Below are 24,416 nucleotides of genomic sequence, written 5' to 3' on the forward strand. Positions count from 1 at the left end.
CAAAGTGTTTACTTTTTTGAGTGCTTGCAAATAATGAAAAATATTCAAGATTGTGAATATGTATTCATTATTTCGTTGACACTCCAGAGGCAAAGGGTTAGCGTTGACGGTCCGCTAGCACCATAGCAAGGGTCAACAATTGCCACGCTAGCACGCAGTAGCAATGGGGAGAGGGGTCCAAAATGTTATATGACTCAAGGTTAGAAAAAGATAATTGCGGTTTTGGCTTAATAGCCCAGGTCAATGGCCAGGCCAGTCACAAGCTTATTCGCACCGCCATTACCGGCTTGGCACGTATGGAGCATCGCGGTGGTATTTCTGCCGATGGTAAAACCGGCGATGGTTGTGGCTTATTGATGCAAAAGCCCGATAGTTTCTTTCGTGCCATTGCCAAAGAAAATGATTGGATACTGGGTAAAAACTATGCCGTTGGCATGATCTTTTTAAGCCAGGATCCGGTCCAGGCCCAGGCAGCCAAGCTGCTGGTGGCAAAAGAATTAGAGCAGGAGACCCTAACTCTGGTTGGCTGGCGAGAGGTGCCGGTTGATACCAGTTATCTGGGGGATATTGCCCTGGCGCAATTGCCGCAGTTTGTACAGGTGTTTGTCAGTGCTCCGGAGGGCTGGCGACCCAAGGATTTAGAGCGTCGTTTGTATATAGCCAGACGCCGTATCGAAAAGCAATTACAGCAGGACAAGGACTTTTACATCGCCAGCTTGTCTGGTTTGGTGACTGTCTACAAGGGCCTAATGATGCCCGAAGACCTGCCGAATTTTTATCTCGACTTGGCCGATATGCGTATGACCACGGCCATCTGCGTGTTTCACCAACGCTTTTCCACCAATACCCAGCCGCGCTGGCCATTGGCACAGCCATTCAGATATTTAGCGCACAACGGCGAGATCAACACCATCACGGGTAATCGCCAATGGGCCCGAGCCCGCGCTTATAAATTTGCCTCGCCCTTGTTGCCTGACCTGCAAACCGCGGCGCCTTTTGTAAACGAAAGCGGCTCGGATTCATCGAGCCTGGATAATATGCTTGAGCTGTTTTTGGCCGGAGGCATGGACTTGTTCCGTGCCATGCGCATGCTGGTGCCCCCCGCATGGCAGAAAAACCGTGCCATGGATGAGGACTTACGCGCTTTTTATGATTTTAACTCCATGCATATGGAGCCCTGGGATGGCCCTGCCGGCATCGTTATGTCCGATGGTCGCTTTGCCGCCTGTAACCTAGACAGAAATGGCTTGCGACCGGCGCGTTATGTATTGACCCAAGATGGCTTTATTACCTTGGCATCGGAAGTAGGGATCTGGGATTATGCCGCCGATGAGGTGGTGGAAAAGGGCCGAGTTGGTCCGGGTGAGCTCATGGTAGTCGATACCCTGCATGGTAAGGTCTGGCACTCGGATGAAATCGACCAAGACCTCAAAGCCCGTCATCCCTATAAACAATGGTTGGAGCAAAATGTTAAGCGTCTGACACCCTTTGAGCAACTCAGCGATAAAGAGGCGGGGAACCGCTCGTTTGACGAAGAAACCTTGCTGAACTATCAGAAGATGTTTGCCTACACCAATGAAGAGCTGGATCAGGTGATCCGGGTAATGGGTGAAAACGGCCAGGAAGCGACCGGTTCCATGGGCGATGACACCCCGTTCGCTGTGCTCTCCGAAGGGCACCGCTCTTTATTTGATTATTTCCGCCAGAAATTTGCCCAGGTGACCAACCCGCCCATCGATCCGCTGCGGGAAAATCACGTAATGTCTTTGGCGACCTGTATTGGCCGTGAGCAAAACGTTTTTAATGAAACCACCGGGCATGCCAAGCGCTTGCAGTTTGACTCGCCCATACTCATGTATTCCGATATGGTGCAGCTGCGCAGTGCCAATGACGAGCACTACAGCCACAGCCAGATCGATTTAAACTACACTGCCGATGAAACCTTGGAGCGGGCGTTGATCCGCATTTGTGATGAGGCCCAGCGTAAGGCCGAGTCTGGGGTGGTTATGCTGCTGCTAAGCGACAGACAAATCAGCCAGGATAGCCTGCCCATTCCTGCGGCCATGGCCGTAGGAGCGGTGCACCAGCGTCTGGTTAACAACAGCCTACGCTGCGATACCAATATCATTATTGAAACCGGTAGTGCGCGTGACCCACATCAGTTTGCCGTGCTGCTAGGCTTTGGTGCCACCGCCATTTATCCCTATTTGGCCTATGAATCTCTGGTGGCAATGAGCGATGCCAAGATCATCAACAAGAGCTACCGTGAAGTGACGCTTTCGTATCGTAATGCTATCAATAAAGGCCTGTATAAAATCATGTCGAAGATGGGCATCAGTACCGTGGCCTCCTATCGCTGCTCCATGTTGTTCGAGGCCGTGGGCTTGTCAAATGATGTCGTGGCCTTGTGCTTTAACGGCGTTGCCAACCGTATTAGCGGCGCCTGTTTTGAGGACTTTGAGCAGGATCAGTTAAAGCTGCGTAAGCTCGCCTTTAGTGCTCGTAAGCTGCTGAGTCACGGCGGCTTGTTAAAGTTTGTCCATGGCGGTGAGTATCACGCCTACAACCCGGATGTGATCCAATCACTGCAAAAAGCGGTGCGCTCCGGCGATTATCAGGATTATTTGCGTTATGCGGAGCTGGTTAATAACCGGCCGATCACCAATATTCGCGATATGTTGGCGCTCAAAGACGGCAACAAGGCCGTTGCCATCGACGAGGTTGAAGCGCCCGAGGAGCTGTACAAGCGTTTTGACTCGGCGGCCATGAGTATTGGCGCCCTGTCACCGGAAGCGCACGAGGCTCTGGCCATCGCCATGAACCGCCTCGGGGGTTGCTCTAACTCGGGTGAGGGCGGAGAGGATAAGCTGCGCTACGGCACAGAGAAAAACTCGCGTATTAAACAGGTGGCATCGGGACGCTTTGGTGTGACTCCACATTATTTGCGCAGCGCCGATGTAATCCAAATCAAGGTAGCGCAAGGTGCTAAACCGGGCGAGGGTGGACAGTTGCCAGGGGAAAAGGTGACCCCCTATATTGCCAAGCTGCGTTACTCGGTGCCCGGCGTGACCTTGATTTCACCGCCGCCGCACCATGATATTTACTCCATTGAAGACCTGGCTCAGCTTATTTTCGACCTGAAACAGGTGAACCCAGATGCCATGATCTCCGTCAAGCTGGTATCCGAGCCCGGTGTGGGCACCATAGCCACAGGAGTGGCCAAGGCCTATGCCGATTTAATCACCATAGCCGGTTACGATGGTGGCACCGGCGCCAGCCCGCTGACTTCGGTGAAATACGCCGGCAGCCCATGGGAACTTGGCCTGGCGGAAACCCAGCAGGCCCTGGTTGAAAATGGTTTGCGTCATCGTATCCGCCTACAAACCGATGGCGGTTTAAAAACCGGCCTCGACATTATTAAAGCGGCTATTTTGGGCGCCGAAAGCTTTGGCTTCGGTACCGGTCCCATGGTGGCCCTAGGTTGTAAATACCTCAGAATATGTCACTTGAATAACTGTGCCACCGGTGTGGCAACACAAGATGAAACCCTGCGTGCCAAGCATTATCACGGTCTGCCGGAAATGGCGATGAACTACTTTAAGTTTATTGCTCAGGAAGCCCGCGAGTTGATGGCGGCCCTCGGGGTGACGCGCCTAGTCGATCTGATCGGCCGTACCGAGTTGCTGGAGGTGATCGAAGGGAAAACGTCAAAGCAGCAAAAGCTTGATTTATCGCACCTGTTGGCACAGCCAAACAATGTCAGCGGTCAGTCTTTGTATTGCTCCATGCCTAATACCTCGCACTATCGCGGTGCTCTTAACGAGGACCTGCTGGCTAAGGCGAAGCAGGCCATAGACAATCGCACCGGTGCCAATTTGGTGACGCGTATCTGTAACACCGACCGTTCGGTGGGAGCCATGCTTTCCGGTTATATCGCTGCCCAGCATGGAAACCAAGGGATGGCCGCCGAGCCGGTGCGCATAGAACTACATGGCACCGCCGGTCAGTCGTTCGGCGTGTTTAATGCCGGTGGTTTAGAAATGACACTGATCGGCGATGCCAATGACTATGTGGGTAAGGGCATGGCCGGTGGTCGTCTGGTGGTGCGTCCGCCTTTGGGCTCTTGCTTCCAGTCGCATCAAGCGGCGATCGTCGGTAATACCTGTTTATACGGCGCCACCGGCGGCAAATTGTATGCCGCTGGCTGTGCCGGTGAGCGCTTTGGCGTGCGTAACTCGGGCGTAACGGCCGTGGTCGAGGGCCTGGGCGATAACGGTTGTGAATATATGACCGGCGGAGTGGTGTGCGTACTGGGTAAGGTGGGCATTAATTTCGGTGCCGGTATGACCGGCGGCTTTGCCTATGTGCTAGATGAGGCCAGTGACTTTACCAAGCGCATGAACCCAGAGCTGGTGGAGATAGTAAGCCTGGAGCATTTGCCAACCCATCAGGAACACCTGCGCGGCCTGGTAGCCGAGCATCTTGAGCTTACCGGTTCCCAGCGCGCCGAGGCTATCCTTGCCAGCTTTGATCTTTACCTGCCGCTGTTTAAGTTGGTCAAACCCATCTCCAGTGATGTCCATAGCTTACTGGGGCACCGCGCCCGCAGTAGTGCCGAACTACGTGTGCAGGCGCAATAGGAGGAAGTATGAGCCAGAATGTTTATCAGTTCATCGATGTACAGCGGGTGGACCCGCGCAAGAAACCGATTTCTACACGCAAGCAGCAGTTTGTTGAGATCTATGAACCGTTTTCACAAAACCAGGTCGACTCTCAGGCGGATCGCTGTCTTGACTGTGGTAACCCCTATTGTGAATGGCAATGCCCGGTGCACAACTATATTCCACAGTGGTTAAAGCTCATTCGCACCGGCCGCATTATTGAGGCGGCGGAACTTTCTCACCGTACCAATAGCCTGCCCGAGGTCTGTGGCCGCGTGTGCCCGCAAGACCGTCTTTGTGAAGGCGCTTGCACCCTGAATGAAGAATTTGGCGCCGTTACCATAGGTAATATCGAAAAATACATCACAGATACTGCCTTCGCCATGGGTTGGAAGCCGGATATGAAACACGTGGTCTGGAGCGATAAAAAAGTGGCCATTATCGGTGCCGGTCCGGCGGGACTTGGCTGTGCCGATGTACTGGTACGCAACGGCGTGAAGCCTGTGGTGTTTGATCGCCATCCAGAGATTGGTGGCTTGCTGACCTTTGGTATCCCCTCGTTTAAGTTAGAAAAAGAAGTGATGCAACGGCGTCGGGAAATCTTTACCGAGATGGGCGTAGAGTTTCGTCTTAACACCGAGGTCGGTCAGGATATCGAGCTGCAACAGATCATCGACCAGTATGATGCGGTCTTCCTCGGTGTCGGAACCTATCAAAGTATGCGTGCCAACTTGGAAAACGAGGACGCTCAGGGCGTTCACGATGCGTTACCATTTTTAATTGGCAACACCAACCGGGTGATGGGTTATGACGAAGGTGCTGCCCCCTATATCGATATGCAGGGTAAGCGCGTGGTAGTACTCGGTGGTGGTGATACCGCCATGGACTGTGTGCGCACCTCGGTGCGCCAGCAGGCACAGCAAGTGATCTGTGCCTATCGTCGTGATGAAGAGAACATGCCCGGTTCCAAACGCGAGGTAAAAAATGCCAAGGAAGAGGGCGTCGAGTTTATGTTTAACGTTCAGCCCAAGGGCATAGTGGTTGACGAACAAGGGCGGGTGAGCGGTGTACGCATGGTGCAGACACAGCTCGGCGAGCCCGATGAAAATGGTCGTCGTCGCGCTGAAGAGGTGCCGGGCTCGGAGCATGTTGTGGCAGCGGATGCGGTATTGATGGCCTTTGGCTTTAAGCCCCATAAGATGGATTGGTTGGAACCCTTTGGTGTGGAAATAAACCACTGGGGTGGCATTAATGCCCCTGAGCAGGGCGCGTTTACGCATCAAACCACCAACCCGAAAATATTCGCCGGGGGCGATGTGGTACGGGGCTCGGATCTAGTGGTCACCGCCATCTTCGAGGGTCGTAACGCCGCAGAGGGAATTATGGATTACCTGGACCTGTAATTTTGGAAAAACCTTGGAAGCAGCAAAGCGGGCATCAGCCCGCTTTTTTTATGCGTGAGCCGCGATCAGCTCTCTGGCGTTGGCCAGCGTGGTTTTACTGATATTGTCACCGGCCAGCAGGCGGGCGATTTCATCGACGCGACCTTGTTTATTAAGTGCCTGCATTTGCGTGTAGGTTTCATCATTGGCCACCTGCTTGGCCACGAAGAACTGGTTCATGGCGCTGGAGGCCACCTGAGGCAGGTGGGTCACACAAATAACCTGAGTAGATTGGCCAAGGCGACGCAGCAACTTACCTACCGCCGCCGCGGTGGGGCCGGAGATCCCCACATCCACTTCATCGAAGATAAGTGTGGGTGTGGTAACGCGCTGGGCGATGATCACCTGGATTGCCAAACTAATTCGCGATAGTTCACCGCCAGAAGCAACCTTGGATAGTGCCTGCATTGGCTGACCCGGGTTGGTGCTGACTAAAAATTCAATGCGGTCTAAACCAAGGCGACTGGGCGTGCGCGCTAGATCGAAATCGAGATCAATGGCAAAGCGGCCGTTTTCCATCGACAGCTCGTGCATACTGGCGCCTATCAACTCGCTTAATTCTTGCGCCGCTTGGTTACGACTGGCGGATAACAGCTCGCAGCATTGCTGATATTCGCTTAGTGCGCTCGCTATTTCATCGTCGAGCTGAGCCAGGCGTTGGTCATCGACACAAATGGCCTCTAGGCTCGCCTTAATCTGTTGATGGTGAGCCACCAGGGCCTGAGGTTTAACCATGTGTTTGCGTGCCAAGGTGATGGCGGTGCCTAGGCGTTCGTCAAGCTGGGCTAAGCGCTCCGGGTCAAGCTCGGCGCCATCGCAATACCCGCGTAACTCGCGGCTTGCTTCTTCAACCTGCACGCAGGCGTCGTTAAGCATAGCGGCGATGCCCTCTAAGCTTGGGTCAATGGCGGCCAGCTCGCTAATGGCTAAGGCGCTGTGTTGTAGGGCGCCGTTAATGGTTTGCTCGTCGCCTTCGTAGAGGGCGTAAAGTTGCTGTTGTGAGCCTTCGAGTAAGTGCTGGGCGTGGCTAAGGCGATTATGCTCCACTTCGATTTGCGCGTACTCGCCTTCCTCTAGGGCAAACTCGTCGAGCTCGGCAACTTGGTATTCAAGCAATTGCTTCTGCGCCTGTTGTTGGGCGTGCTTGGCTTCTAAGTCGCGTAACTCAAGCTGCAACTTTTGGTATTGGCTGAAGCTTTGCGCCGTATCTTCAAGTAATTTTTTATGGCCGGCGTAGCCATCGAGTAATTGCAGTTGATGGTCGTTTTTAAGCAATAGCTGGTGGGCATGCTGACCATGGATGGATAAAAGATGCTGGCCTAGTTCCTTTAACTGGGCGGCGGTGACACTGACACCATTGATATAGCTTTTACTACGGCCATTTTTAGCGACCACGCGTCGCAGCAGGCACTCCTGCTCGTCGCCTTCGAGCATATGCTCTTGCAAAAATTGTTGCGCCTTGGGTAGGCGACTAATATCGAAGCGGGCGCTGATATCCGCTTGTTTGGCGCCGGGACGCACCGCCGCAGCATCGGCACGCTCACCTAAACACAGTGAGAGGGCATCAATGGCGATCGATTTACCCGCACCGGTTTCCCCTGTTATCGCGGTCATGCCGGCATGCCATTGGGTTTCAAGCTCGCTAACGATAGCAAAATTAGAAATGGTTAATCCCGAAAGCATACTGTTTATCCATCCAGTTAAATGTTAGCTGTTAATCTATACAGTAGTCTGAGTTTTTGCAAATTAAATTTTAAACAATTTACGCCGGATCTGCTTGGTTAACCTTGCTTACATTAGCGGGGTAGAGGGTATCTTCTTGAGCCAACTCCTCGAGCTCCGCGGCGCTCAGCTCCGGTGTGCTAAATTGGGTCAGTAAGTCAGGTAATAGGTCATGGTAGAAGAAGCGATTGTATTCGATGCCACGACTCGGTAATGCGCCGGCCAAGGTTTGCACACGCTCGTCCAGACCTTCCATATCGTGACGGGCATCGGCCTTGGTTAACTCGCGTTGAAAGCTTTGTAATACCCGATCGCTGATGTATTCCAAATAGGCTAGGTTTTCTTGGCTGTGACTTTGGACCACAAAGAAGTGGCTACAGATGCCGTTGAGTGGGGCCATATTTTTCGGGCGAATAATACGGGTTTCAAGGTATTCGGTCAGAGCACTTTGGAAGCTTTGTTGTATTTGTTTGACTCGGGCGTTAAAGCGTCGGCGTCCTAATTCCCGTGATTTTTCTCTATTGCGTTCAATAACTATGTACACCGCCAGCAGGGCAATCAGTAATACAAAGGCAAGAAATACAACCAAAGCCATGGCAAAACAGCACGTTAAAGATGATGAATAATGTCGCTATTTTTATCCCAGAACTGGGGTTATTGCAATATTAAATGAACATCACCTTAACAATTCTAATACAGGCGAGAGCCCCAATTTAGCTTCTGTCGTAGCACGTTGTAGTAAGAGTAGTCGGTCGGGTGAATTAAACGCAGCGGTTTTTCAGCCTTCTTGATCACCACTTCGTCACCGGGCAGGGTGGCTAGCACCACATGGCTGTCGCAACTAACCTGGAGACTGTCGGTGTTATCCAAACTCAGTTTGAGGTGAATAACACTATCGCCATCGACCACCAGGGGGCGGCTTGACAGGGTATGCGGAAACATGGGCACCAGTGCCATGGCATCAAGTCCAGGAGTGAGAATGGGGCCGCCGCCGGACAGTGAATAGGCGGTGGAGCCGGTTGGTGTCGACACGATGAGGCCATCGGACTTTTGTGAAAACACAAAATCATCGTTAATAAAACACTCGAATTCGATCATGTGCGCCACCTTGTCGGCGTGCAGCACGGCTTCATTCATCGCCGAGTTGGCACTTTTTAATTCGGCGTGGCGAAACACTTCCACTTCCAGCAGGAAGCGTTTTTCTTCTATGTAGTGACCACTGAGCACCTGCTCCAGCGCCGCTTCAAAGCCATCCGGGTTGAGGTCGGTTAAAAACCCCAGGTTGCCGCGGTTAACGCCAATGACGCCGACATTAAAGCGGGCCAGTACCCGCGCGGCACCAAGCATATTGCCATCACCGCCGACCACGATGGCCAGATCCGCTTGTTCACCGAGCTCGACCAAATCAACCAGATTGGCTTCTTCCGGATTGGCCAGTTGGCCGCCATAATGACGCTCCACCAGGACCCGGTAACCTAAAGCTTGCAAAAAGGCATAGAGGCGTTGTAAGGTCAGCGCCGCGCCTTCATGATGTGCTTTACCGATTAAGCCAATAGTTTTAAAAGAAGCGCCCATATCTGTGCCATAAATGAAGTAACTCTTTATAGAGTAACGCAAAAGTGGTGGGGTTGAAACTGAGGCAATGAGCCTAAATTATAACAATATGAAATTATCTCCACGTGATGAGCAGATATTCTCTGCGGTAATGAGTTTATACTGCGACGGTCAGGGCCTGCCAGTCGCCTCTTCTCGTATTGCTAAACAAAAAGGCATGGCGGTATGTAGCGCCACGGTGCGCAATGCCATGGCGCGCCTAGAAAAGCTGGGACTACTATATTCCCCCCATACGTCGGCGGGGCGCATTCCTACCCAACAGGGCTTTGATTTTTGGTTTGACTCCTATTTTCATCTTGAGCAGCTTGGTCAATATTGGCAACCGCCGCAGGATAAACTGGTGGAGTTTGCCCATCACCTGGCGCGGCGCTATAAGGTCTGTTGTTGTGTTGGCCTGCCGCAGGTCACCACTCAGGTGGTGTTTCGTGTGGAAGTGCTGGATTTCGACCGCACCCACTGGCTGGTGTTACTGTTGGATCGCCAAGGCCAGGGCCACAATATACTGATCACTAAACCGCTGGAAGCCAATGATGACATTCGCTATCAGTTTGCAACCTGGTTGAACTCGGTTTTTGCACAGCAAAACCTGCTTGAAGGCCTGCATCGCATGAAGGCCATGAGCCGCACTGCACCCCATTACTGCCATGGCTCCTTGGCGCAGTGGACTCGCGAGTTGGCAAATAAACTTGGCAGCGACAACAGTATCGTTGTCGGTGAGAACAACCTCTACGCCTACACTAATAGCGACCAGGAACTCAATATAGGTGCGCGTTTTTTGCATAGCATCGAAGATAAATTAGCGTTTCGCAACGGTGTGTCCGTGTTGTTTGGCGATCAGTTATCATTGCCTGGGTTTGAACCCTTTTTAGTCTTTAGCCTGGCTTACTTTGCGAATCACGAATATCAAAGTCGATTTTGCGTGATTTTGCCCAAGTCGGCACCGATTGAGGCGATCATTCAAGAATTTGCGCAAATCGAGCATGTTGACTCTTGAATCCGCTGAATCTATCCCCATAATGAATCGCAGTTATGCAGTTTTTGGAGAATATACACATGTCTGAGCAACCACAGGCTAACGAACACGAACAGGAAAACGTCGAGGCTCAAGAAGAGCAAGAACAAGAGCAGGGTTCACAAGAGCAAAGCATTGAAGCTGAGTTAGCGGCTCTATATGCGGAATTAGAAGCTGCAAAGCAAACCGTTGAAGAGCAAAAAGACAGCGTTATTCGCGCCGCTGCCGAAGTTGAAAACATTCGTCGCCGCGCAGCTCAAGACGTTGAAAAAGCACATAAGTTTGCCTTAGAGAAGTTTGCCAATGAACTTCTTCCGGTGATCGATAACCTAGAACGTGCCATCGAATTTGCCGACAAGGAAAATGAAAACCTGGCACCGGTGCTTGAAGGCATCGAAATGACCGCGAAAAGCTTTGTCGACGCGGTGGCCAAGTTCAACGTGGAAGTGATTAATCCTCAAGGCGAGGCCTTTAACCCTGAGCTACACCAGGCGATGAGCATGCAGCCAAGTGCTGATGTTGCACCTAATACCGTGTTGGCGGTGATGCAGAAGGGTTACACCCTGAATGGTCGTTTATTACGTCCGGCCATGGTAATGGTATCGAAAGCGCCTTAAGTCTTTGAATAGCAGAAAAATGCCCACTTTTTAGTGGGCATTTTTTTTGCGTTGCCATATCTGGGTCAGGGCAATGAGGATAATGGCCACAAACATCATGGTGGAGAAGGGCACCGCATTAACCGGGTGGATCAGGGCTAAGAAAGGCCCCACTAGCGCGCCACTGCCAAAGCGCAGCGTGCCTATGACCGCCGTGGCGGTACCCGAATTACGCTCAAATTCCATCAGGATTAGGGCGTCGGCGTTTGAGGCGATAATGCCTAAACTCATCATCAGCGGCGCTATGCTCCAAACGATGTAATAAAGCGATTGCTGCATCAGGCTAAAGGTCAACAAGGTGGTGCCGCTTACGAGCGCCAAAGCGAGACCAAAATACAGCATCTTCCTAGAGCCCACCTTGGGCACCACGCGGGTGTTAATAAAATTCCCCAGCATCAGGGCAATCACATTAAACGCAAACAGCACGCCGAAGAGTTGCTCCGAGACCGCAAAATAATCCAGGTAGATAAAGGGCACCGAGGTTAAAAAGCAGAAAAACGCGAAGGAGGCCAACATGGAGCTAAGAATGTCGGCACGCGCCTTGGGCTCACCCAGTACCACGCCATAGCTGGCAAAGAACAGCTTCATGCCGCGATGCTCACTGCGGTAAATGGGAATGTCGATGAGGTGCATCTGCACCCAGGCCAGACACATGAAGGCATAGCCGCCTAGCACCAGGAAAATCACCTGCCACTGCGCCAGGGTCAGAATCGCCGAGCCAACGCTGGGCGCGGCCAGCGGCGCAACCATCATGATCATTGACACATAGCTCATGCCCTTGGCGGTATTCTGTTGATAGATATGGCGAATAATGCCGGGCACCACCACGGTCGCGGCGGCGCCGGTAAAGGCTTGAACACTGCGCAGCAACCAGAATAAATAGATGTCTTGGCAAAAGGCCAGGGCAATAGAACTGAGCCCAAATAATGCGAGGCCGATACGCGCCAAACGGCGACGGCCCATTTGATCGGCGATAGGGCCAAAAAACAGCATGCCCAGTGCGTAGCCGGCAAGGTACACACTCAGTGATATCTGTACCTGCGGCATGGTGGCGCCAAGATCGCTGGCAATTTGTACCATGGCCGGTAAATACATATCCACGGCCAGTGGCGTTATGGCCACGATACTGGCCAACAAAGGCAGTAGCAAACGCCGACTAGGCGTTCTTCTGTCGTCTAAGGACATAGATATAGTTTCTTCTAAGTTGGTGTTGAGGAGACGCTAGGGGAAAGTGCGCAGGCAGTGCACAGTGCCTAGTTTGTTCACTATAGCACCAAGGTCGGGACCAGAATAGGGAAACGTTATTAACAGTATGTTAATTAGGCACTTTATTCGATGCTAGGCGTTGCGTTTGTGGTTTGCTATGCTTGGCGCAGGAGATAATAGGGAAACATTAATAATGAAAAAACTAATTTTGGCCCTTAGTGTGGCGGCAGTGATTGCCGGTTGTAAAACCTCACCGACCGGACGCACTCAGGTGACCTTGTATTCCGATGCGCAAATGAGTCAATTGGGCGGCGCCAGCTTTGAGCAGATGAAAAAAGAACAAAAGGTCAACCAGGATGCGCGCACCAATGCCTATGTGCAATGTGTGGCCGATGCGGTGATCCAGGTGTTACCGTCGAAATACGCGCGGCAACAGTGGGAAGTGGTGGTATTTGAAGAAGACTCGGCCAACGCCTTTGCCCTGCCAGGCGGTTATATCGGTGTCCATACCGGCTTACTTAAGGTGGCGCAAAATCAGGAGCAACTGGCTACCGTTATAGGCCATGAAGTGGGTCATGTCATTGCCGAGCACTCCAATGAGCGTGCTTCACAAAGCCAGATGCTGCAAACCGGCATGCAACTCGGTGCCGTGGCCCTGGACATGGGTGAGATAGGTTATCGCAACGAAATTATGGCCGCGCTTGGTTTAGGTGCGCAATATGGTGTGGTCTTGCCATTTAGCCGCACTCACGAGAGCGAAGCCGATGAGGTGGGTCTGGAGCTGATGGCGAAGGCCGGTTTCGAACCACAACAATCGGTTGCGCTGTGGCAGAACATGGCGCAAAGCGGTGGCGCCACACCGCCTGAGTTTCTATCGACGCACCCGGCGCCAACCAGTCGCATCAACGACTTGCAAAAGCGTATGCAAGGTGCCAATGCCTTGTATCAGCAGGCCCGAAGTCAAGGTAAGCGTCCACAGTGTCGCTAACCCCGGGTTAAAACGTGTCGAAACCACCTATGGTATTAGCGCTGCTGTTAGCGGCGGCGCTGACGGTCGATAGCCTTATTCCGGCGCCGGTGTTTGCCATTCACTGGCGCAGTCCCGAGTTTATGGCGGATATCGCCTCCATCTTCAATGTGGTTAAATTGCTCGGTATGGCGCTGATCACCGCCTATCTATGGTGGAGTATACCGCGACGGGACTATTCCCCCGCAATCACCATTGGTTTGCAGTTTGTCGTTCTCATATGTGCGGTACACACCCTAGTTTTACTGATCGGCAGACAAAGCCTGGTCAGCGACGCCGAGCATTACGCCTCGGTGGGTCCCTACACGGTGCACACCATAGAGTCGCAGGATGCCCGTAGCAGTCGACAGGTGATCTATTGGCGTTGCCAGCGCTCGTTTGGCTTTTACTCCCTTGAGGAACTACGTCAGCTTCCTTATCACCCAGGAGCCTATATAGAAGAGCAAGACGGCAAGTGGTATTACATCGGTGAAAAGCGTTATGAATTGGCGGCAGGTAAATGTGACTAGGCAACTAGCAAGTAATAAAAAAGGTGAGCACTTGCTCACCTTTTTTATTTATAAGAGACGTTATTAGGCGCGGCTAATAAACTTGCTCTCGGCGGTGTTGATTTTAATTTTATCGCCGCTTGAGATGTGCTCAGGCACCTGAACAACAAGACCTGTGGTCAGGGTAGCCGGCTTAGTTCGCGCACTGGCAGAGGCACCCTTAATTGATGGTGTGGTGTCTTCAATCACCAATTCGACGCTGGTCGGTAGGTCCACAGAGACCGGACGGCCTTCTACTAGCACCACCTGTACACCCTTGGTCGACTCGTCGATAAACAGCAGTTGCTCGGCAATGCTGTCTTTGTTCAGGTGATACGGCGTGTAGTCCTCTTCATCCATAAAGATGTACTCGTCGCCATCAACGTATGAAAACATGGCTGCACGACGTTGTAGATCGGCAAAATTCAACATGTCTTCGGCTTTGAAGGTCTCATCAACCTTACCACCGTCAACCACGTCATACATACGCATACGGTATAGGCTACCACCGGCACGGCCTTGTGGCACAGAGCGCTCGATATCACGGACGATCATAACGCGACCATTGTATTCAATGGCGGCGTGTTTTTTAATTTCGCTAGCCTTAGGCATAGTCTTACTTCCTAAATAAATTGACCGGGTTAAGTTACCCGATTAAAAGGTCCAAGCCAAGTGGATTTGCGGCACCGATTCTGTGGTGTCTGTGCCCAGTTTATGGTGCCAGTACTGCCACTCCACACCCAGCATCAGGGTTTGCTCCGGCATTTGCAGGGCGTGACCCATATCCCATTGCACTATCGGCTGGGCCAAAAGCCAGTCCTTTACCTTGTCGCCAAACTCATTGTCGCGCTCGTCGATATATTCAACATGGCCGGTAAAGTAAAACTTTTGCTCGCCGATGCTAAAGGGGGCGCCCCAGGCTAAATCCAGCATCCAGCTGTCGCTTTCGGTCGGTGCACCGCCTGAGCTGACGCCGTCGCTGTCATCGATGTAGGCGGTAACTAGGGTTGAGAAGAAATCAAAGCCTTCCACCTGCCAATCAAGCTTCACACCGGGCAGGTACTTCATCACATTGGCGTCGCCGGCGGCGTTAAAGCCCATCACAAAGCCCACGTCTTTTAGTGGACCTAGTTCAATTTTGTTACCGCTGATCTTGCTGTAGCTAAAGTTAGAGTACCACTCGCCGTAAAAATCGCTGTCCTGATAGCCGTCTTCACGGTCGTCATTGATGATATCAATAAAGAAGAAGTTATCGCCCAGGCTGTAACCCGATGCATGTTGCAAAGATATGATACTGGTACCCGCTTCTTCTTTGGTGAAGGGGTTTTTAAAGTCGCCATAGTTTACATGTAACTGTGTTTGGCTCCAGTTAGCGGCGTGCGCGTCGCCAATACTGGCACACAAGGACAGCGCCACCGCGCCGTATAACAGGGGTGTGGTGATTTTCATAACTACAAGATGATTAATAAATAAAAGAAATGTCAGCGGCTATTGTATCAGATGGCGGCATTACGCCGCCACTGTATGCAAAAGGGAAAGGGGGATTACACCTTATGGCGGCGTAGGATGATCACCAAAACAGCGGTGATGGCGAGGATAAAGCAATAGAAGGCGGAGGTAGAGACCTGCCACGGACTAATGCTAAAGGTCGCACCTAATAGCAGAGCCTGAGCGCCATAAGGCAGTGAGCCTTGCAGCACGCAGGCAAAAATATCCAGCAGACTTGCGGAGCGTTTGGCGGAGATATCGCCGTCCTCGGCCAGCTTTTTCGCAATAGGTCCGGCGACGATAATAGACACGGTGTTATTGGCGATACACAGGTTCGATGTCATCACCAACAGGGCGATCCCCAGTTGATCAGCCACCTGGCGATTAAACTTGGCCACGAGCTTGGTCAACGCCTGGATTTTTCTGGCCAGATAGTCAAGGCCGCCGCCACGGCGAATAAACTCAGACAAACCGCCGATAAACATCGACAGTAAGAAGATTTCCTGCATATCGCTAAAGCCCTTGTAGACATCTTTAACAAAGGCACTGCCTTCGTATGAGCCGGTAAAGCCCATTAATGCCGCAAATAAAATACCGCTAAAGAGCACCACAAAAACGTTCAGGCCCATAACCGCAAGCACCAGGATAAAGAAGTAGGGCAACACCAGAAGCCAGTCAAAATCACCCACTTCTACCGCTTGCGGCTCGGGGGTTAAATACACTAGGAGCGCTATGGTCACTAGGGCCGCAGGCAGGGCAATTTTCAGGTTCTCGCGGAACTTATCCTTCATTTCACACCCTTGCGTCCGGGTCGCGGCAATGGTGGTATCGGAAATAATAGACAGGTTGTCACCAAACATGGCACCCGAAACAATAGTACCGGCCATCAGTGCCGGGTCGATGCCGGTTTTCATTGACACCGCCAATGCAATTGGGCCAATGGCGCCTATGGTCCCCATGGAGGTGCCCATGGCTGTGGAGACGATGGCCGAAATCAAGAATAAGCCGGGTAACAACAGGCTTGGAGGAATAAAGGATAAACCCGCATTCACTATGGCGTCCACACCGCCGGTGGCACCGGCTACTGCCGAAAACGCGCCGGCGAGTAAATAAATAAGACACATGGTGATGATGTTGCTGTGCCCGGCACCGCGAATAAAGGTTTCCACCGATTCATTTATGCGCTGCTTAGCGAGTACAAAGGCCAGGACGATGGCGGGTAAGATGGCCACCGGCGCCGGTAATTGGTAGAAAGCGTAGTCTACGCCTTGCGCCTGTAAATACAGGCCAGTGCCTAAGAATAGGGCGACGAACACCAATAGGGGGACGAGTGAAAGTTTTGCCACAGTGGCATTGTAGTTAGGCTGCATGTATACCTCAATTTCGATCACCAACAGCCAAAACCTTCTTTTAGCTGCATTTATTTTGCCAAACAAGCCAGAGATTGTTGTGCATGCGCCCGCAAGCCAAAGACCAAATCGGCGCCAGGTTGAGAAGTTTAAACGTGTGGATGGCTAAAGTCTACGGTGATCACGTTTTTGTTATTGTTTTTCATTTTTGTAGCACAAAAAAACAACGATATCTAATCTGTGTCATTCTCATAGGTAATCCCTAAAGCTAAGCCCTTAAAGCAAGTTTGTATTTGTCTGGCGTGCTTGGTTGAGAATGCTTTTGCTTTGCTCGGCGCTTGTGCCTAGCACCTAACACCCATCTGCGTTAGCATACGGGGGTGAGTAGATGAACAATATTATGGGGATTAGAATGAGTGTAGGTTTAGGCATTTTAGGCGCCAATGGGCGCATGGGCCAGGCACTATTGGAAGCAGGCAACGATGACCCGCAGGCACGCCTTGCCGGAGCCTTTGTACGCCAACAGTCGCAGTTAAATGGTTTGGCGGTAGAAACCCTGGTCAAGGGGCTGCGAGAGGGCTCGCAAACGTTGGCTTTTAGTACCTTGGCGCCAAGCAAAGAGCTGGATGTACTCATTGACTTTACCTTGCCCGAGGGCATGCTGACGCACCTGGAATTCGCCGTCGCCAACAAGATCCCCATGGTGATTGGCACCACAGGCCTTACCGATGCCCAAATGCAACGCTTGCACGAGGCCGCCAAGCATATCCCCATCGTCTTTGCCCGTAACTTCAGTGTCGGTGTGAATCTGTTATTGGATTTGGTGCAAACGGCGGCGACTAAATTCGGCGACGACGCAGACATCGAAATATTTGAAGCCCACCACCGTCATAAAATCGACGCGCCTTCGGGTACGGCGCTGGCCATTGGCGAAGCCATTGCCGAGGCCAAAGGCTGGGACCATGAGCAGGCCGCCGTTTATGACAGGTCACAAAGTGAGCAAGCCAAATCACAAAAGGAAATTGGCTATTCGGTGCTCAGAGCCGGCGATATAGTTGGCGAACACACGGCTTATTTTGCATTAATGGGAGAAAGGCTTGAATTAACACATAAAGCAAGCTCTAGAATGACCTTCGCCCGTGGCGCTGTGAGGGCTGCAAAGTGGGTGCAAAATAAACACCCTGGCTTTTATTCCATGCGCGAAGTGCTGGAACTGGGTAAGTAAACGTGCTTTTTTGGGTGTTTCAGTAAGTTTTAATGTTAAAGGTGCCATTTTTTATATTTATTGATATTTAATTAGATCTTTTACCGACTCTCGTGTAGAATATCGTCAATTTGCCAAAATTTCATAATGCGCTGAATAAAGCGCTTTAAACGGGTTGTAAATTAGTCGCATTTTTTACTCCCGTTTTTTACTGTTAGGAGGTTAACTTGACTAAATCCGCTCTGTTAGTCCTAGAAGACGGCACAGTGTTTCGCGGTACTGCGATCGGCGCTGACGGCATGTCAGTAGGTGAGGTAGTATTCAATACGTCGATGACAGGTTATCAGGAAATCCTGACCGACCCGTCTTATGCGGAACAAATCGTAACTTTGACTTACCCGCATATCGGTAACACGGGTACTAACAGCGAAGACGAAGAAGCGAACAAAATCTGGGCCAAGGGCCTGGTTATTCGCGATTTGCCACTGCTAGCGAGTAATTTCCGTAATGAACAATCACTCAGTGATTACCTAAAAGAGCGCAACATTTTAGGTATTGCCGATATCGACACCCGTAAGCTTACTCGTATCCTACGTGATAAGGGTGCACAAAACGGTTGTATCATCGCCGGTGATGACGTTGATGAAAGCAAGGCGCTAGAAGCCGCTCAAGCCTTCCCTGGCTTAAAAGGCATGGATTTAGCCAAGGTAGTTTGTACCGAATCATCATATCAATGGTCTGAGACAAGCTGGACTCTGGGTGAAGGTTTTAAGACCCTGGCCGCAGAAGACGAGAAATTCCACGTTGTTGCCTATGACTTCGGTGTTAAGCGCAATATCCTGCGCATGTTGGTAGACCGAGGCTGTAAGCTGACCGTAGTTCCGGCGCAAACCAGCGCTGAAGAAGTACTGGCACTAAACCCAGACGGTATCTTCCTATCAAATGGCCCTGGCGACCCGGAGCCATGTACTTACGCGATTGAAGCGATCAAAACCTTCCTAGAAAAAGATATTCCTATTTTCGGCATCTGCCTTGGTCACCAGTTATTGGCCCTGGCCTCAGGTGCGAAAACAGTAAAAATGAAGTTCGGCCACCACGGTGGTAACCACCCGGTTAAAGACCTAGACCGTGACGTTGTGATGATCACCGCACAGAACCACGGCTTCGCCGCGGATGAGGCAAGCTTGCCTGACAATCTTCGTGCAACGCATAAGTCATTGTTTGACGGCACCTTGCAGGGCATTCACCGCACCGACAAGCCGGCATTTAGCTTCCAGGGTCACCCAGAAGCAAGCCCAGGCCCACACGATGCAGCACCTTTGTTCGATCACTTTATCGAACTGATGCAAGCGCAATCTAACTAATTTGAGACCGGAGTAATAATGCCAAAACGTACTGATATTCAAAGCATTCTTATCTTAGGCGCGGGCCCGATCGTAATCGGCCAGGCCTGTGAGTTTGACTACTCAGGTGCTCAAGCCTGTAAAGCGCTAAAAGAAGAAGGTTACCGTGTAATCCTGGTTAACTCGAACCCGGCGACCATTATGACCGACCCGGAAATGGCTGATGCGACCTATATTGAGCCGATTCACTGGGAAGTGGTAGAAAAAATCATTGAAAAAGAAAAGCCGGATGCGGTACTGCCTACCATGGGTGGTCAAACCGCATTGAACTGTGCCCTTGACCTAGACAAGCACGGTGTACTGGCTAAGCACGGCGTTGAGCTGATCGGTGCAACCGCCGATGCCATCGACAAGGCAGAGAACCGTGAGCGTTTCGACGTAGCGATGAAAAACATCGGCCTTGAGTGTCCGCGCGCAGAAATCGCCCACTCAATGGAAGAAGCGCACGATACCCTAACGCGTATCGGTTTCCCTTGTATTATTCGTCCTTCTTTCACCATGGGTGGTACCGGTGGTGGTGTTGCTTACAACATGGAAGAGTTCGAAGAAATCTGTACTCGCGGTCTTGACCTATCACCAACGAGCGAGCTGTTAATCGATGAAAGCTTACTGGGTTGGAAAGAGTACGAGATGGAAGTTGTTCGCGACAAAAACGACAACTGCATCATCGTCTGTTCTATCGAAAACTTCGACCCTATGGGTGTACACACAGGTGACTCAATCACGGTAGCGCCAGCGCAAACCTTGACCGACAAAGAATACCAAATCATGCGTAATGCCTCTATGGCGGTACTGCGTGAAATCGGTGTTGAAACCGGTGGTTCGAACGTACAGTTCGGTGTGTGTCCTAACACCGGCCGTATGGTTATCATCGAGATGAACCCGCGTGTATCTCGTTCATCGGCACTGGCTTCAAAAGCAACGGGTTTCCCAATCGCGAAAATCGCAGCCAAGCTGGCTGTGGGTTACACTCTTGATGAGCTGCAAAACGACATCACAGGCGGTGCTACTCCTGCGTCGTTCGAGCCGTCAATCGACTATGTAGTAACTAAGATCCCTCGCTTCAACTTTGAAAAGTTTGCCGGTGCTAACGACCGTCTAACCACTCAGATGAAGTCGGTAGGTGAGGTCATGGCGATTGGCCGTAACCAACAAGAATCACTACACAAAGCGCTTCGTGGCCTGGAAGTAGGCGCGACTGGCTTTAACCCTATCTTGCCAGTGGGCGAGAAGGGCGCAATCGAGAAGATCACTCGCGAACTTCGTGAGCCAGGTGCCGAGCGTATCTGGTACATCGCCGATGCTATGCGTCACGGCATGAGCGTTGAAGATGTATTCAACCTTACCAAGGTTGACCGCTGGTACCTGGTACAAATCGAAGACATCATCAAAGACGAGCAGAAGATCGAAGAAGTGGGTCTTGCCGGTCTTAATGCAGACTTCCTACGTCGCCTGAAGCGCAAAGGTTTCGCCGATGCGCGTATCGCAGAACTCGCCGGTGTATCTGAAGCGGAAATCCGCAAGAAGCGTCACCAGCTTGAAATCTTGCCTGTATACAAGCGCGTAGATACCTGTGCGGCTGAATTCAGCTCAGACACGGCTTACATGTACTCAAGCTACGATGAAGAGTGTGAAGCGGCACCGTCTGACAAAGACAAAATCATGGTAATCGGTGGTGGACCTAACCGTATCGGTCAAGGTATCGAATTCGATTACTGTTGTGTTCACGCGGCCCTTGCTATGCGTGAAGACGGCTACGAAACCATCATGGTTAACTGTAACCCTGAAACCGTTTCTACCGACTACGATACATCAGACCGTTTATTCTTCGAGCCAATCACGCTTGAAGACGTGCTTGAAATCGTCCGCGTTGAGAAGCCGAAAGGCGTTATCGTGCAGTACGGTGGTCAAACACCTCTTAAACTTGCCCGTGAACTAGAAGCGAACGGTGTGCCAATCATTGGTACTTCACCAGACGCCATCGACCGTGCTGAAGACCGTGAGCGCTTCCAGCAAATGGTTGAGCGTTTGAACCTGCTTCAGCCTGAAAACGCAACGGTAACTTCACTAGAAGAAGCGGTAGCTAGGTCAAAAGAAATCGGTTTCCCACTGGTTGTACGTCCTTCGTACGTACTAGGTGGTCGTGCGATGGAAATCGTCTACGATGAAGACGACCTGCGTCGCTACATGACAGAAGCGGTATCTGCTTCTAACGAAGCGCCGGTATTGCTTGACCGCTTCCTAGACGACGCCATCGAAGTTGACGTTGATGCTATCTGTGACGGCACCGAAGTAATCATCGGCGGTATCATGGAGCACATCGAGCAAGCGGGTGTTCACTCGGGTGACTCGGCCTGTTCACTACCAGCACATACCCTAAGCCAGGAAATCCAAGACGTAATGCGTGAGCAAGTACGTAATATGGCCCTTGAGTTAGGTGTAGTAGGTCTGATGAATACGCAGTTCGCGGTTAAAGACGGTCAGGTTTACCTAATCGAAGTAAACCCGCGTGCTGCACGTACCGTGCCTTTCGTATCAAAAGCAACCGGTGTTGCTCTTGCTAAGGTGGCGGCCCGTTGTATGGCCGGTCAGTCTCTTGCGAGCCAAGGCATCACCAAAGAAATCATCCCTCCTTATTACAGTGTGAAAGAAGTGGTACTTCCTTTCGCTAAGTTCCAAGGTGTTGACCCAATTCGTGGCCCAGAAATGCGCTCTACCGGTGAGGTAATGGGTGTAGGTGATACTTTCGCCGAAGCCTTCGCTAAAGCCCAGCTAGGTGCAGGTAATGCTTTACCACGTGGTGGTCGCGCGTTACTATCGGTTCGCAATGGTGATAAAGCTCGTATCGTTGAGCTTGCTAAGACCATGATCGAATTAGGTTTTGAACTAGACGCAACCTCAGGCACCGCTCAGGCGCTTGAAAATGCAGGCATCGAAGTTCGCCGTGTAAACAAGGTATTCGAGGGTCGTCCTCATATCCTTGACCGCATTAAGAACGGTGAATACAGCTATATCGTTAATACCACAGAAGGTCGTCAAGCGATTGAAGACTCTAAGGTTTTACGTCGTGGCGCCTTGATGCACAAGACCAACTACACCACAACATTAAACGCGGCATTTGCTAACTGTACAGCAAACTCTGCGGATGACCGTGGTAGTGTCTCGTCAGTTCAAGAGTTACACCAACGAATTAACTAAGCAATAGGCCGCAGCGCTTGCGCTGCGGCTTGCTGTAAGTGGGAATATTATGCAAAAGATTCCAATGACCACACGCGGTGCCGAGTTATTGCGTGCAGAGTTAAACGAATTAAAAACAGTCACTCGGCCAAAAATCATCGCTGATATCGCCGAGGCGCGTGAACATGGCGACCTCAAAGAGAATGCCGAGTATCATGCCGCTCGCGAGCAGCAAGGTTTTTGCGAAGGACGTATTCAAGAAATTGAAGCTAAATTGTCTAATGTGCAAATCATTGACGTAACGAAAATGCCTAACAATGGTAAGGTGATTTTTGGTTCGACTGTGACCATTGTCAATGTAGACACGGATGCTGAAGTGACTTACCGCATTGTGGGTGATGATGAAGCGGACATTAAGAACAACTTAATCTCTGTAAACTCACCCATCGCCCGCGGCCTGATCGGTAAAGAACTGGACGACTGTGTGAATATAGAAACACCCAATGGTACGGTAGAGTATGAAATCACTGAGATTGAATATATCTAACCTTCGTTGATGTGTTTAAAAGCCCGCTTAAAAGCGGGTTTTTTTATGCCTGTAGGTCAGGCTTTGCCGCCATGGATGGCGGTACTAGAGTAACGCAGGAGCGGTTACCTAGCAGCCTGACAATTTTTGTCGGCCGCCGACTTAGAGGAAATGCATAACCACGGTGCAAGTAATTCATCCTTGAAGCTGGGCTCCTGTTCGTGACGAAGTTACGGCGTCCCTGCCTCCACCTCCGAGCGCTGCGAAGCGGTGCTTCGGTCACTCGTTGCCCTCTTGGAACTCCTAGGGCACCCGTGATTCGCCAATGCTTGCGAACTCAGCGTTTTGTTAAACGCTGCGCATAGCTGTTGATGCGATTTAAGTATCAATCACCTTAGAACAATTCATCCATGAAGCCGTGATCCTGTCGGCATCCATGCCTCCACCTCCGGGTGCTGCTAAGCAAGGCTTCGGTCACCCGTCGCCCTCGCTATCAACAGCACAATCCACAACAAAATCTGATTTCTCCAGCGCGAATCTAAACGGGGAGATCCATACCTATTATTTCGTATTAGTGCCGTAAGCCTTTTTCAAAGAGAGATAAGTAAAAATGTGTCAATTGTGGTTGTTCTGGCACGCTATGTAACACACAAACCGGCTCGGTTATGTGGTGATAAGAGATAGGTTTCTGATATTCACTGGGAAAATAAATTACATAGCGAGCCAAGCAAGGCTCGAATAAGTAACGACTCGCTTTACTTAATTACTTCTTCATTGCTCGCGAGAAAAACACCTGCTAACTTATTACTATCATTAAATAAAAATTTTATTAGTGGGAAAAGGTTAGGTTGTGGATAACTTCCTTAACCGGGAATTCGCACTAAGATGCTATTAGACAAACCTATAAGTACATGGAGGTAATTAAAATGGTGGTAGATCCAAACTTAGTGGGAAGATATCTCGAAGATATTTTGAAAGCACATCCTCAAAGAACTGCGAATTATTCATCTATAGCGCAAGCATTCGGCCTTCCAGACTTTGATGGAGCTTGGTCATCACACCCGTTGAGCGAAATATTTGAGGTTCTTGATCAACAGGATTCCGATGCCGACCGCCCCTTCAGAACATCAGTTGTTATTGGCGTAAATAGTAACTCACCAGGTCCTGGTTTTTTCGAAGCAATGCAACGCCTAAAAGGTATACAGGAGCCTAGAACCAGAAATTCCAGAGAGCAACTTTGGCTAACAGAGTTAAACAAAGCTTATGCCTATCCATGGGCTTAGATTGGTTTAGCAAGTGCACTAGTGAATGGACGTTTAAAGCTTAGCTGACGCTTGTTCTTCACAAATTTTAGCCAAGTATTTGTGTGCCCATTAGTAAGGCGCTATTGTTCAACCAAAAT

At 51.0% G+C, this 24,416-nt stretch carries 18 protein-coding genes; 11 read left to right on the plus strand and 7 right to left on the minus strand.

Annotated elements, in window-relative coordinates:
- Positions 1-182: 182 nt before the first annotated feature.
- Positions 183-4,640 carry a glutamate synthase large subunit gene (gltB, locus tag KD147_RS12480; RefSeq protein WP_212548085.1) on the plus strand — a complete coding sequence of 1,486 codons (4,458 nt, stop codon included), beginning with the start codon at positions 183-185 and terminating at the stop codon, positions 4,638-4,640.
- 8 nt (positions 4,641-4,648) lie between these two features.
- Positions 4,649-6,064 (plus strand): glutamate synthase small subunit GltD family protein, encoded by a 1,416-nt coding sequence (locus tag KD147_RS12485; protein ID WP_212548086.1) that lies wholly within the window; start codon positions 4,649-4,651, stop codon positions 6,062-6,064.
- Between the two features lie 48 nt (positions 6,065-6,112).
- On the opposite strand, the gene recN is transcribed toward KD147_RS12485, so the two are convergent.
- The 3 genes from recN to nadK all read right to left on the minus strand — a co-directional run bounded on the left by recN (position 6,113) and on the right by nadK (position 9,400).
- Positions 6,113-7,786: a DNA repair protein RecN gene (recN, locus tag KD147_RS12490; RefSeq protein ID WP_212548087.1), complete on the minus strand. Its 1,674-nt coding sequence runs from the start codon at positions 7,784-7,786 to the stop codon at positions 6,113-6,115.
- A gap of 79 nt (positions 7,787-7,865) precedes the next feature.
- Positions 7,866-8,420, minus strand: coding sequence for a hypothetical protein (locus tag KD147_RS12495; protein ID WP_105255096.1), 555 nt, complete (start codon positions 8,418-8,420; stop codon positions 7,866-7,868).
- Positions 8,421-8,515: 95 nt separating this feature from the next.
- Positions 8,516-9,400 carry an NAD(+) kinase gene (nadK, locus tag KD147_RS12500; protein ID WP_105255097.1) on the minus strand — a complete coding sequence of 295 codons (885 nt, stop codon included), beginning with the start codon at positions 9,398-9,400 and terminating at the stop codon, positions 8,516-8,518.
- Positions 9,401-9,488: 88 nt separating this feature from the next.
- Between nadK and KD147_RS12505 the strand changes: the two genes are divergently transcribed.
- Positions 9,489-10,433 (plus strand): HrcA family transcriptional regulator, encoded by a 945-nt coding sequence (locus KD147_RS12505; protein ID WP_105190357.1) that lies wholly within the window; start codon positions 9,489-9,491, stop codon positions 10,431-10,433.
- Positions 10,434-10,492: 59 nt separating this feature from the next.
- Positions 10,493-11,068 carry a nucleotide exchange factor GrpE gene (gene grpE / locus KD147_RS12510; RefSeq protein ID WP_212548089.1) on the plus strand — a complete coding sequence of 192 codons (576 nt, stop codon included), beginning with the start codon at positions 10,493-10,495 and terminating at the stop codon, positions 11,066-11,068.
- 30 nt (positions 11,069-11,098) lie between these two features.
- Here grpE and KD147_RS12515 read toward each other — a convergent pair whose 3' ends face one another.
- Entirely contained in the window at positions 11,099-12,292 is a 1,194-nt protein-coding gene (locus KD147_RS12515; RefSeq protein WP_212548090.1) for a multidrug effflux MFS transporter, read from the minus strand.
- Between the two features lie 214 nt (positions 12,293-12,506).
- Here KD147_RS12515 and KD147_RS12520 point away from each other — a divergent pair, with 214 nt between their 5' ends.
- Both KD147_RS12520 and KD147_RS12525 read left to right on the plus strand, forming a co-directional pair.
- Entirely contained in the window at positions 12,507-13,301 is a 795-nt protein-coding gene (locus KD147_RS12520; protein ID WP_105255101.1) for a M48 family metallopeptidase, read from the plus strand.
- 14 nt (positions 13,302-13,315) lie between these two features.
- Positions 13,316-13,849 (plus strand): hypothetical protein, encoded by a 534-nt coding sequence (locus tag KD147_RS12525; protein ID WP_158678935.1) that lies wholly within the window; start codon positions 13,316-13,318, stop codon positions 13,847-13,849.
- Positions 13,850-13,912: 63 nt separating this feature from the next.
- Here the strand turns inward: KD147_RS12525 and efpL are convergent, their stop codons facing one another.
- The 3 genes from efpL to KD147_RS12540 all read right to left on the minus strand — a co-directional run bounded on the left by efpL (position 13,913) and on the right by KD147_RS12540 (position 16,725).
- The gene (gene efpL / locus KD147_RS12530; RefSeq protein WP_105255103.1) at positions 13,913-14,479 is read right to left on the minus strand and encodes an elongation factor P-like protein EfpL; all 567 of its coding nucleotides are present in this window, start codon (positions 14,477-14,479) and stop codon (positions 13,913-13,915) included.
- Positions 14,480-14,521: 42 nt separating this feature from the next.
- Positions 14,522-15,316, minus strand: a complete 795-nt coding sequence (locus KD147_RS12535) for a nucleoside-binding protein (protein ID WP_212548091.1) — start codon at positions 15,314-15,316, stop codon at positions 14,522-14,524.
- 95 nt (positions 15,317-15,411) lie between these two features.
- A complete protein-coding gene (locus KD147_RS12540; RefSeq protein ID WP_212548092.1) occupies positions 15,412-16,725 on the minus strand; it encodes a Na+/H+ antiporter NhaC family protein in 1,314 nt (437 codons plus the stop codon).
- 391 nt (positions 16,726-17,116) lie between these two features.
- Here KD147_RS12540 and dapB point away from each other — a divergent pair, with 391 nt between their 5' ends.
- The 5 genes from dapB to KD147_RS12565 all read left to right on the plus strand — a co-directional run bounded on the left by dapB (position 17,117) and on the right by KD147_RS12565 (position 24,297).
- On the plus strand, positions 17,117-17,929 hold the full coding sequence (gene dapB, locus KD147_RS12545; RefSeq protein WP_212548093.1) for a 4-hydroxy-tetrahydrodipicolinate reductase: 813 nt from the start codon (positions 17,117-17,119) through the stop codon (positions 17,927-17,929).
- 206 nt (positions 17,930-18,135) lie between these two features.
- The gene (gene carA, locus KD147_RS12550) at positions 18,136-19,272 is read left to right on the plus strand and encodes a glutamine-hydrolyzing carbamoyl-phosphate synthase small subunit (RefSeq protein WP_105255106.1); all 1,137 of its coding nucleotides are present in this window, start codon (positions 18,136-18,138) and stop codon (positions 19,270-19,272) included.
- An 18-nt stretch (positions 19,273-19,290) separates the two neighbouring features.
- Positions 19,291-22,509: a carbamoyl-phosphate synthase large subunit gene (gene carB / locus KD147_RS12555; RefSeq protein ID WP_105255107.1), complete on the plus strand. Its 3,219-nt coding sequence runs from the start codon at positions 19,291-19,293 to the stop codon at positions 22,507-22,509.
- 49 nt (positions 22,510-22,558) lie between these two features.
- Entirely contained in the window at positions 22,559-23,035 is a 477-nt protein-coding gene (greA, locus tag KD147_RS12560; RefSeq protein WP_105255108.1) for a transcription elongation factor GreA, read from the plus strand.
- 905 nt (positions 23,036-23,940) lie between these two features.
- Positions 23,941-24,297, plus strand: a complete 357-nt coding sequence (locus tag KD147_RS12565) for a hypothetical protein (RefSeq protein WP_212548094.1) — start codon at positions 23,941-23,943, stop codon at positions 24,295-24,297.
- Positions 24,298-24,416 lie beyond the last annotated feature (119 nt).

Source organism: Pseudoalteromonas sp. BDTF-M6, from assembly GCF_018334135.1.
GTDB lineage: Bacteria > Pseudomonadota > Gammaproteobacteria > Enterobacterales > Alteromonadaceae > Pseudoalteromonas.

Excerpts from the sequence above, each read along its gene's own strand:
- gltB (WP_212548085.1), top strand. The coding sequence starts at position 183 with ATGTTATATGACTCAAGGTTAGAAAAAGATAATTGCGGTTTTGGCTTA.
- KD147_RS12520 (WP_105255101.1), top strand. The coding sequence starts at position 12,507 with ATGAAAAAACTAATTTTGGCCCTTAGTGTGGCGGCAGTGATTGCCGGT.
- KD147_RS12515 (WP_212548090.1), bottom strand. The coding sequence starts at position 12,292 with ATGTCCTTAGACGACAGAAGAACGCCTAGTCGGCGTTTGCTACTGCCT.
- KD147_RS12565 (WP_212548094.1), top strand. The coding sequence starts at position 23,941 with ATGGTGGTAGATCCAAACTTAGTGGGAAGATATCTCGAAGATATTTTG.
- KD147_RS12540 (WP_212548092.1), bottom strand. The coding sequence starts at position 16,725 with ATGCAGCCTAACTACAATGCCACTGTGGCAAAACTTTCACTCGTCCCC.
- efpL (WP_105255103.1), bottom strand. The coding sequence starts at position 14,479 with ATGCCTAAGGCTAGCGAAATTAAAAAACACGCCGCCATTGAATACAAT.
- carB (WP_105255107.1), top strand. The coding sequence starts at position 19,291 with ATGCCAAAACGTACTGATATTCAAAGCATTCTTATCTTAGGCGCGGGC.
- KD147_RS12485 (WP_212548086.1), top strand. The coding sequence starts at position 4,649 with ATGAGCCAGAATGTTTATCAGTTCATCGATGTACAGCGGGTGGACCCG.
- KD147_RS12495 (WP_105255096.1), bottom strand. The coding sequence starts at position 8,420 with ATGGCTTTGGTTGTATTTCTTGCCTTTGTATTACTGATTGCCCTGCTG.
- recN (WP_212548087.1), bottom strand. The coding sequence starts at position 7,786 with ATGCTTTCGGGATTAACCATTTCTAATTTTGCTATCGTTAGCGAGCTT.
- grpE (WP_212548089.1), top strand. The coding sequence starts at position 10,493 with ATGTCTGAGCAACCACAGGCTAACGAACACGAACAGGAAAACGTCGAG.
- KD147_RS12535 (WP_212548091.1), bottom strand. The coding sequence starts at position 15,316 with ATGAAAATCACCACACCCCTGTTATACGGCGCGGTGGCGCTGTCCTTG.
- greA (WP_105255108.1), top strand. The coding sequence starts at position 22,559 with ATGCAAAAGATTCCAATGACCACACGCGGTGCCGAGTTATTGCGTGCA.
- KD147_RS12505 (WP_105190357.1), top strand. The coding sequence starts at position 9,489 with ATGAAATTATCTCCACGTGATGAGCAGATATTCTCTGCGGTAATGAGT.
- nadK (WP_105255097.1), bottom strand. The coding sequence starts at position 9,400 with ATGGGCGCTTCTTTTAAAACTATTGGCTTAATCGGTAAAGCACATCAT.
- dapB (WP_212548093.1), top strand. The coding sequence starts at position 17,117 with ATGAGTGTAGGTTTAGGCATTTTAGGCGCCAATGGGCGCATGGGCCAG.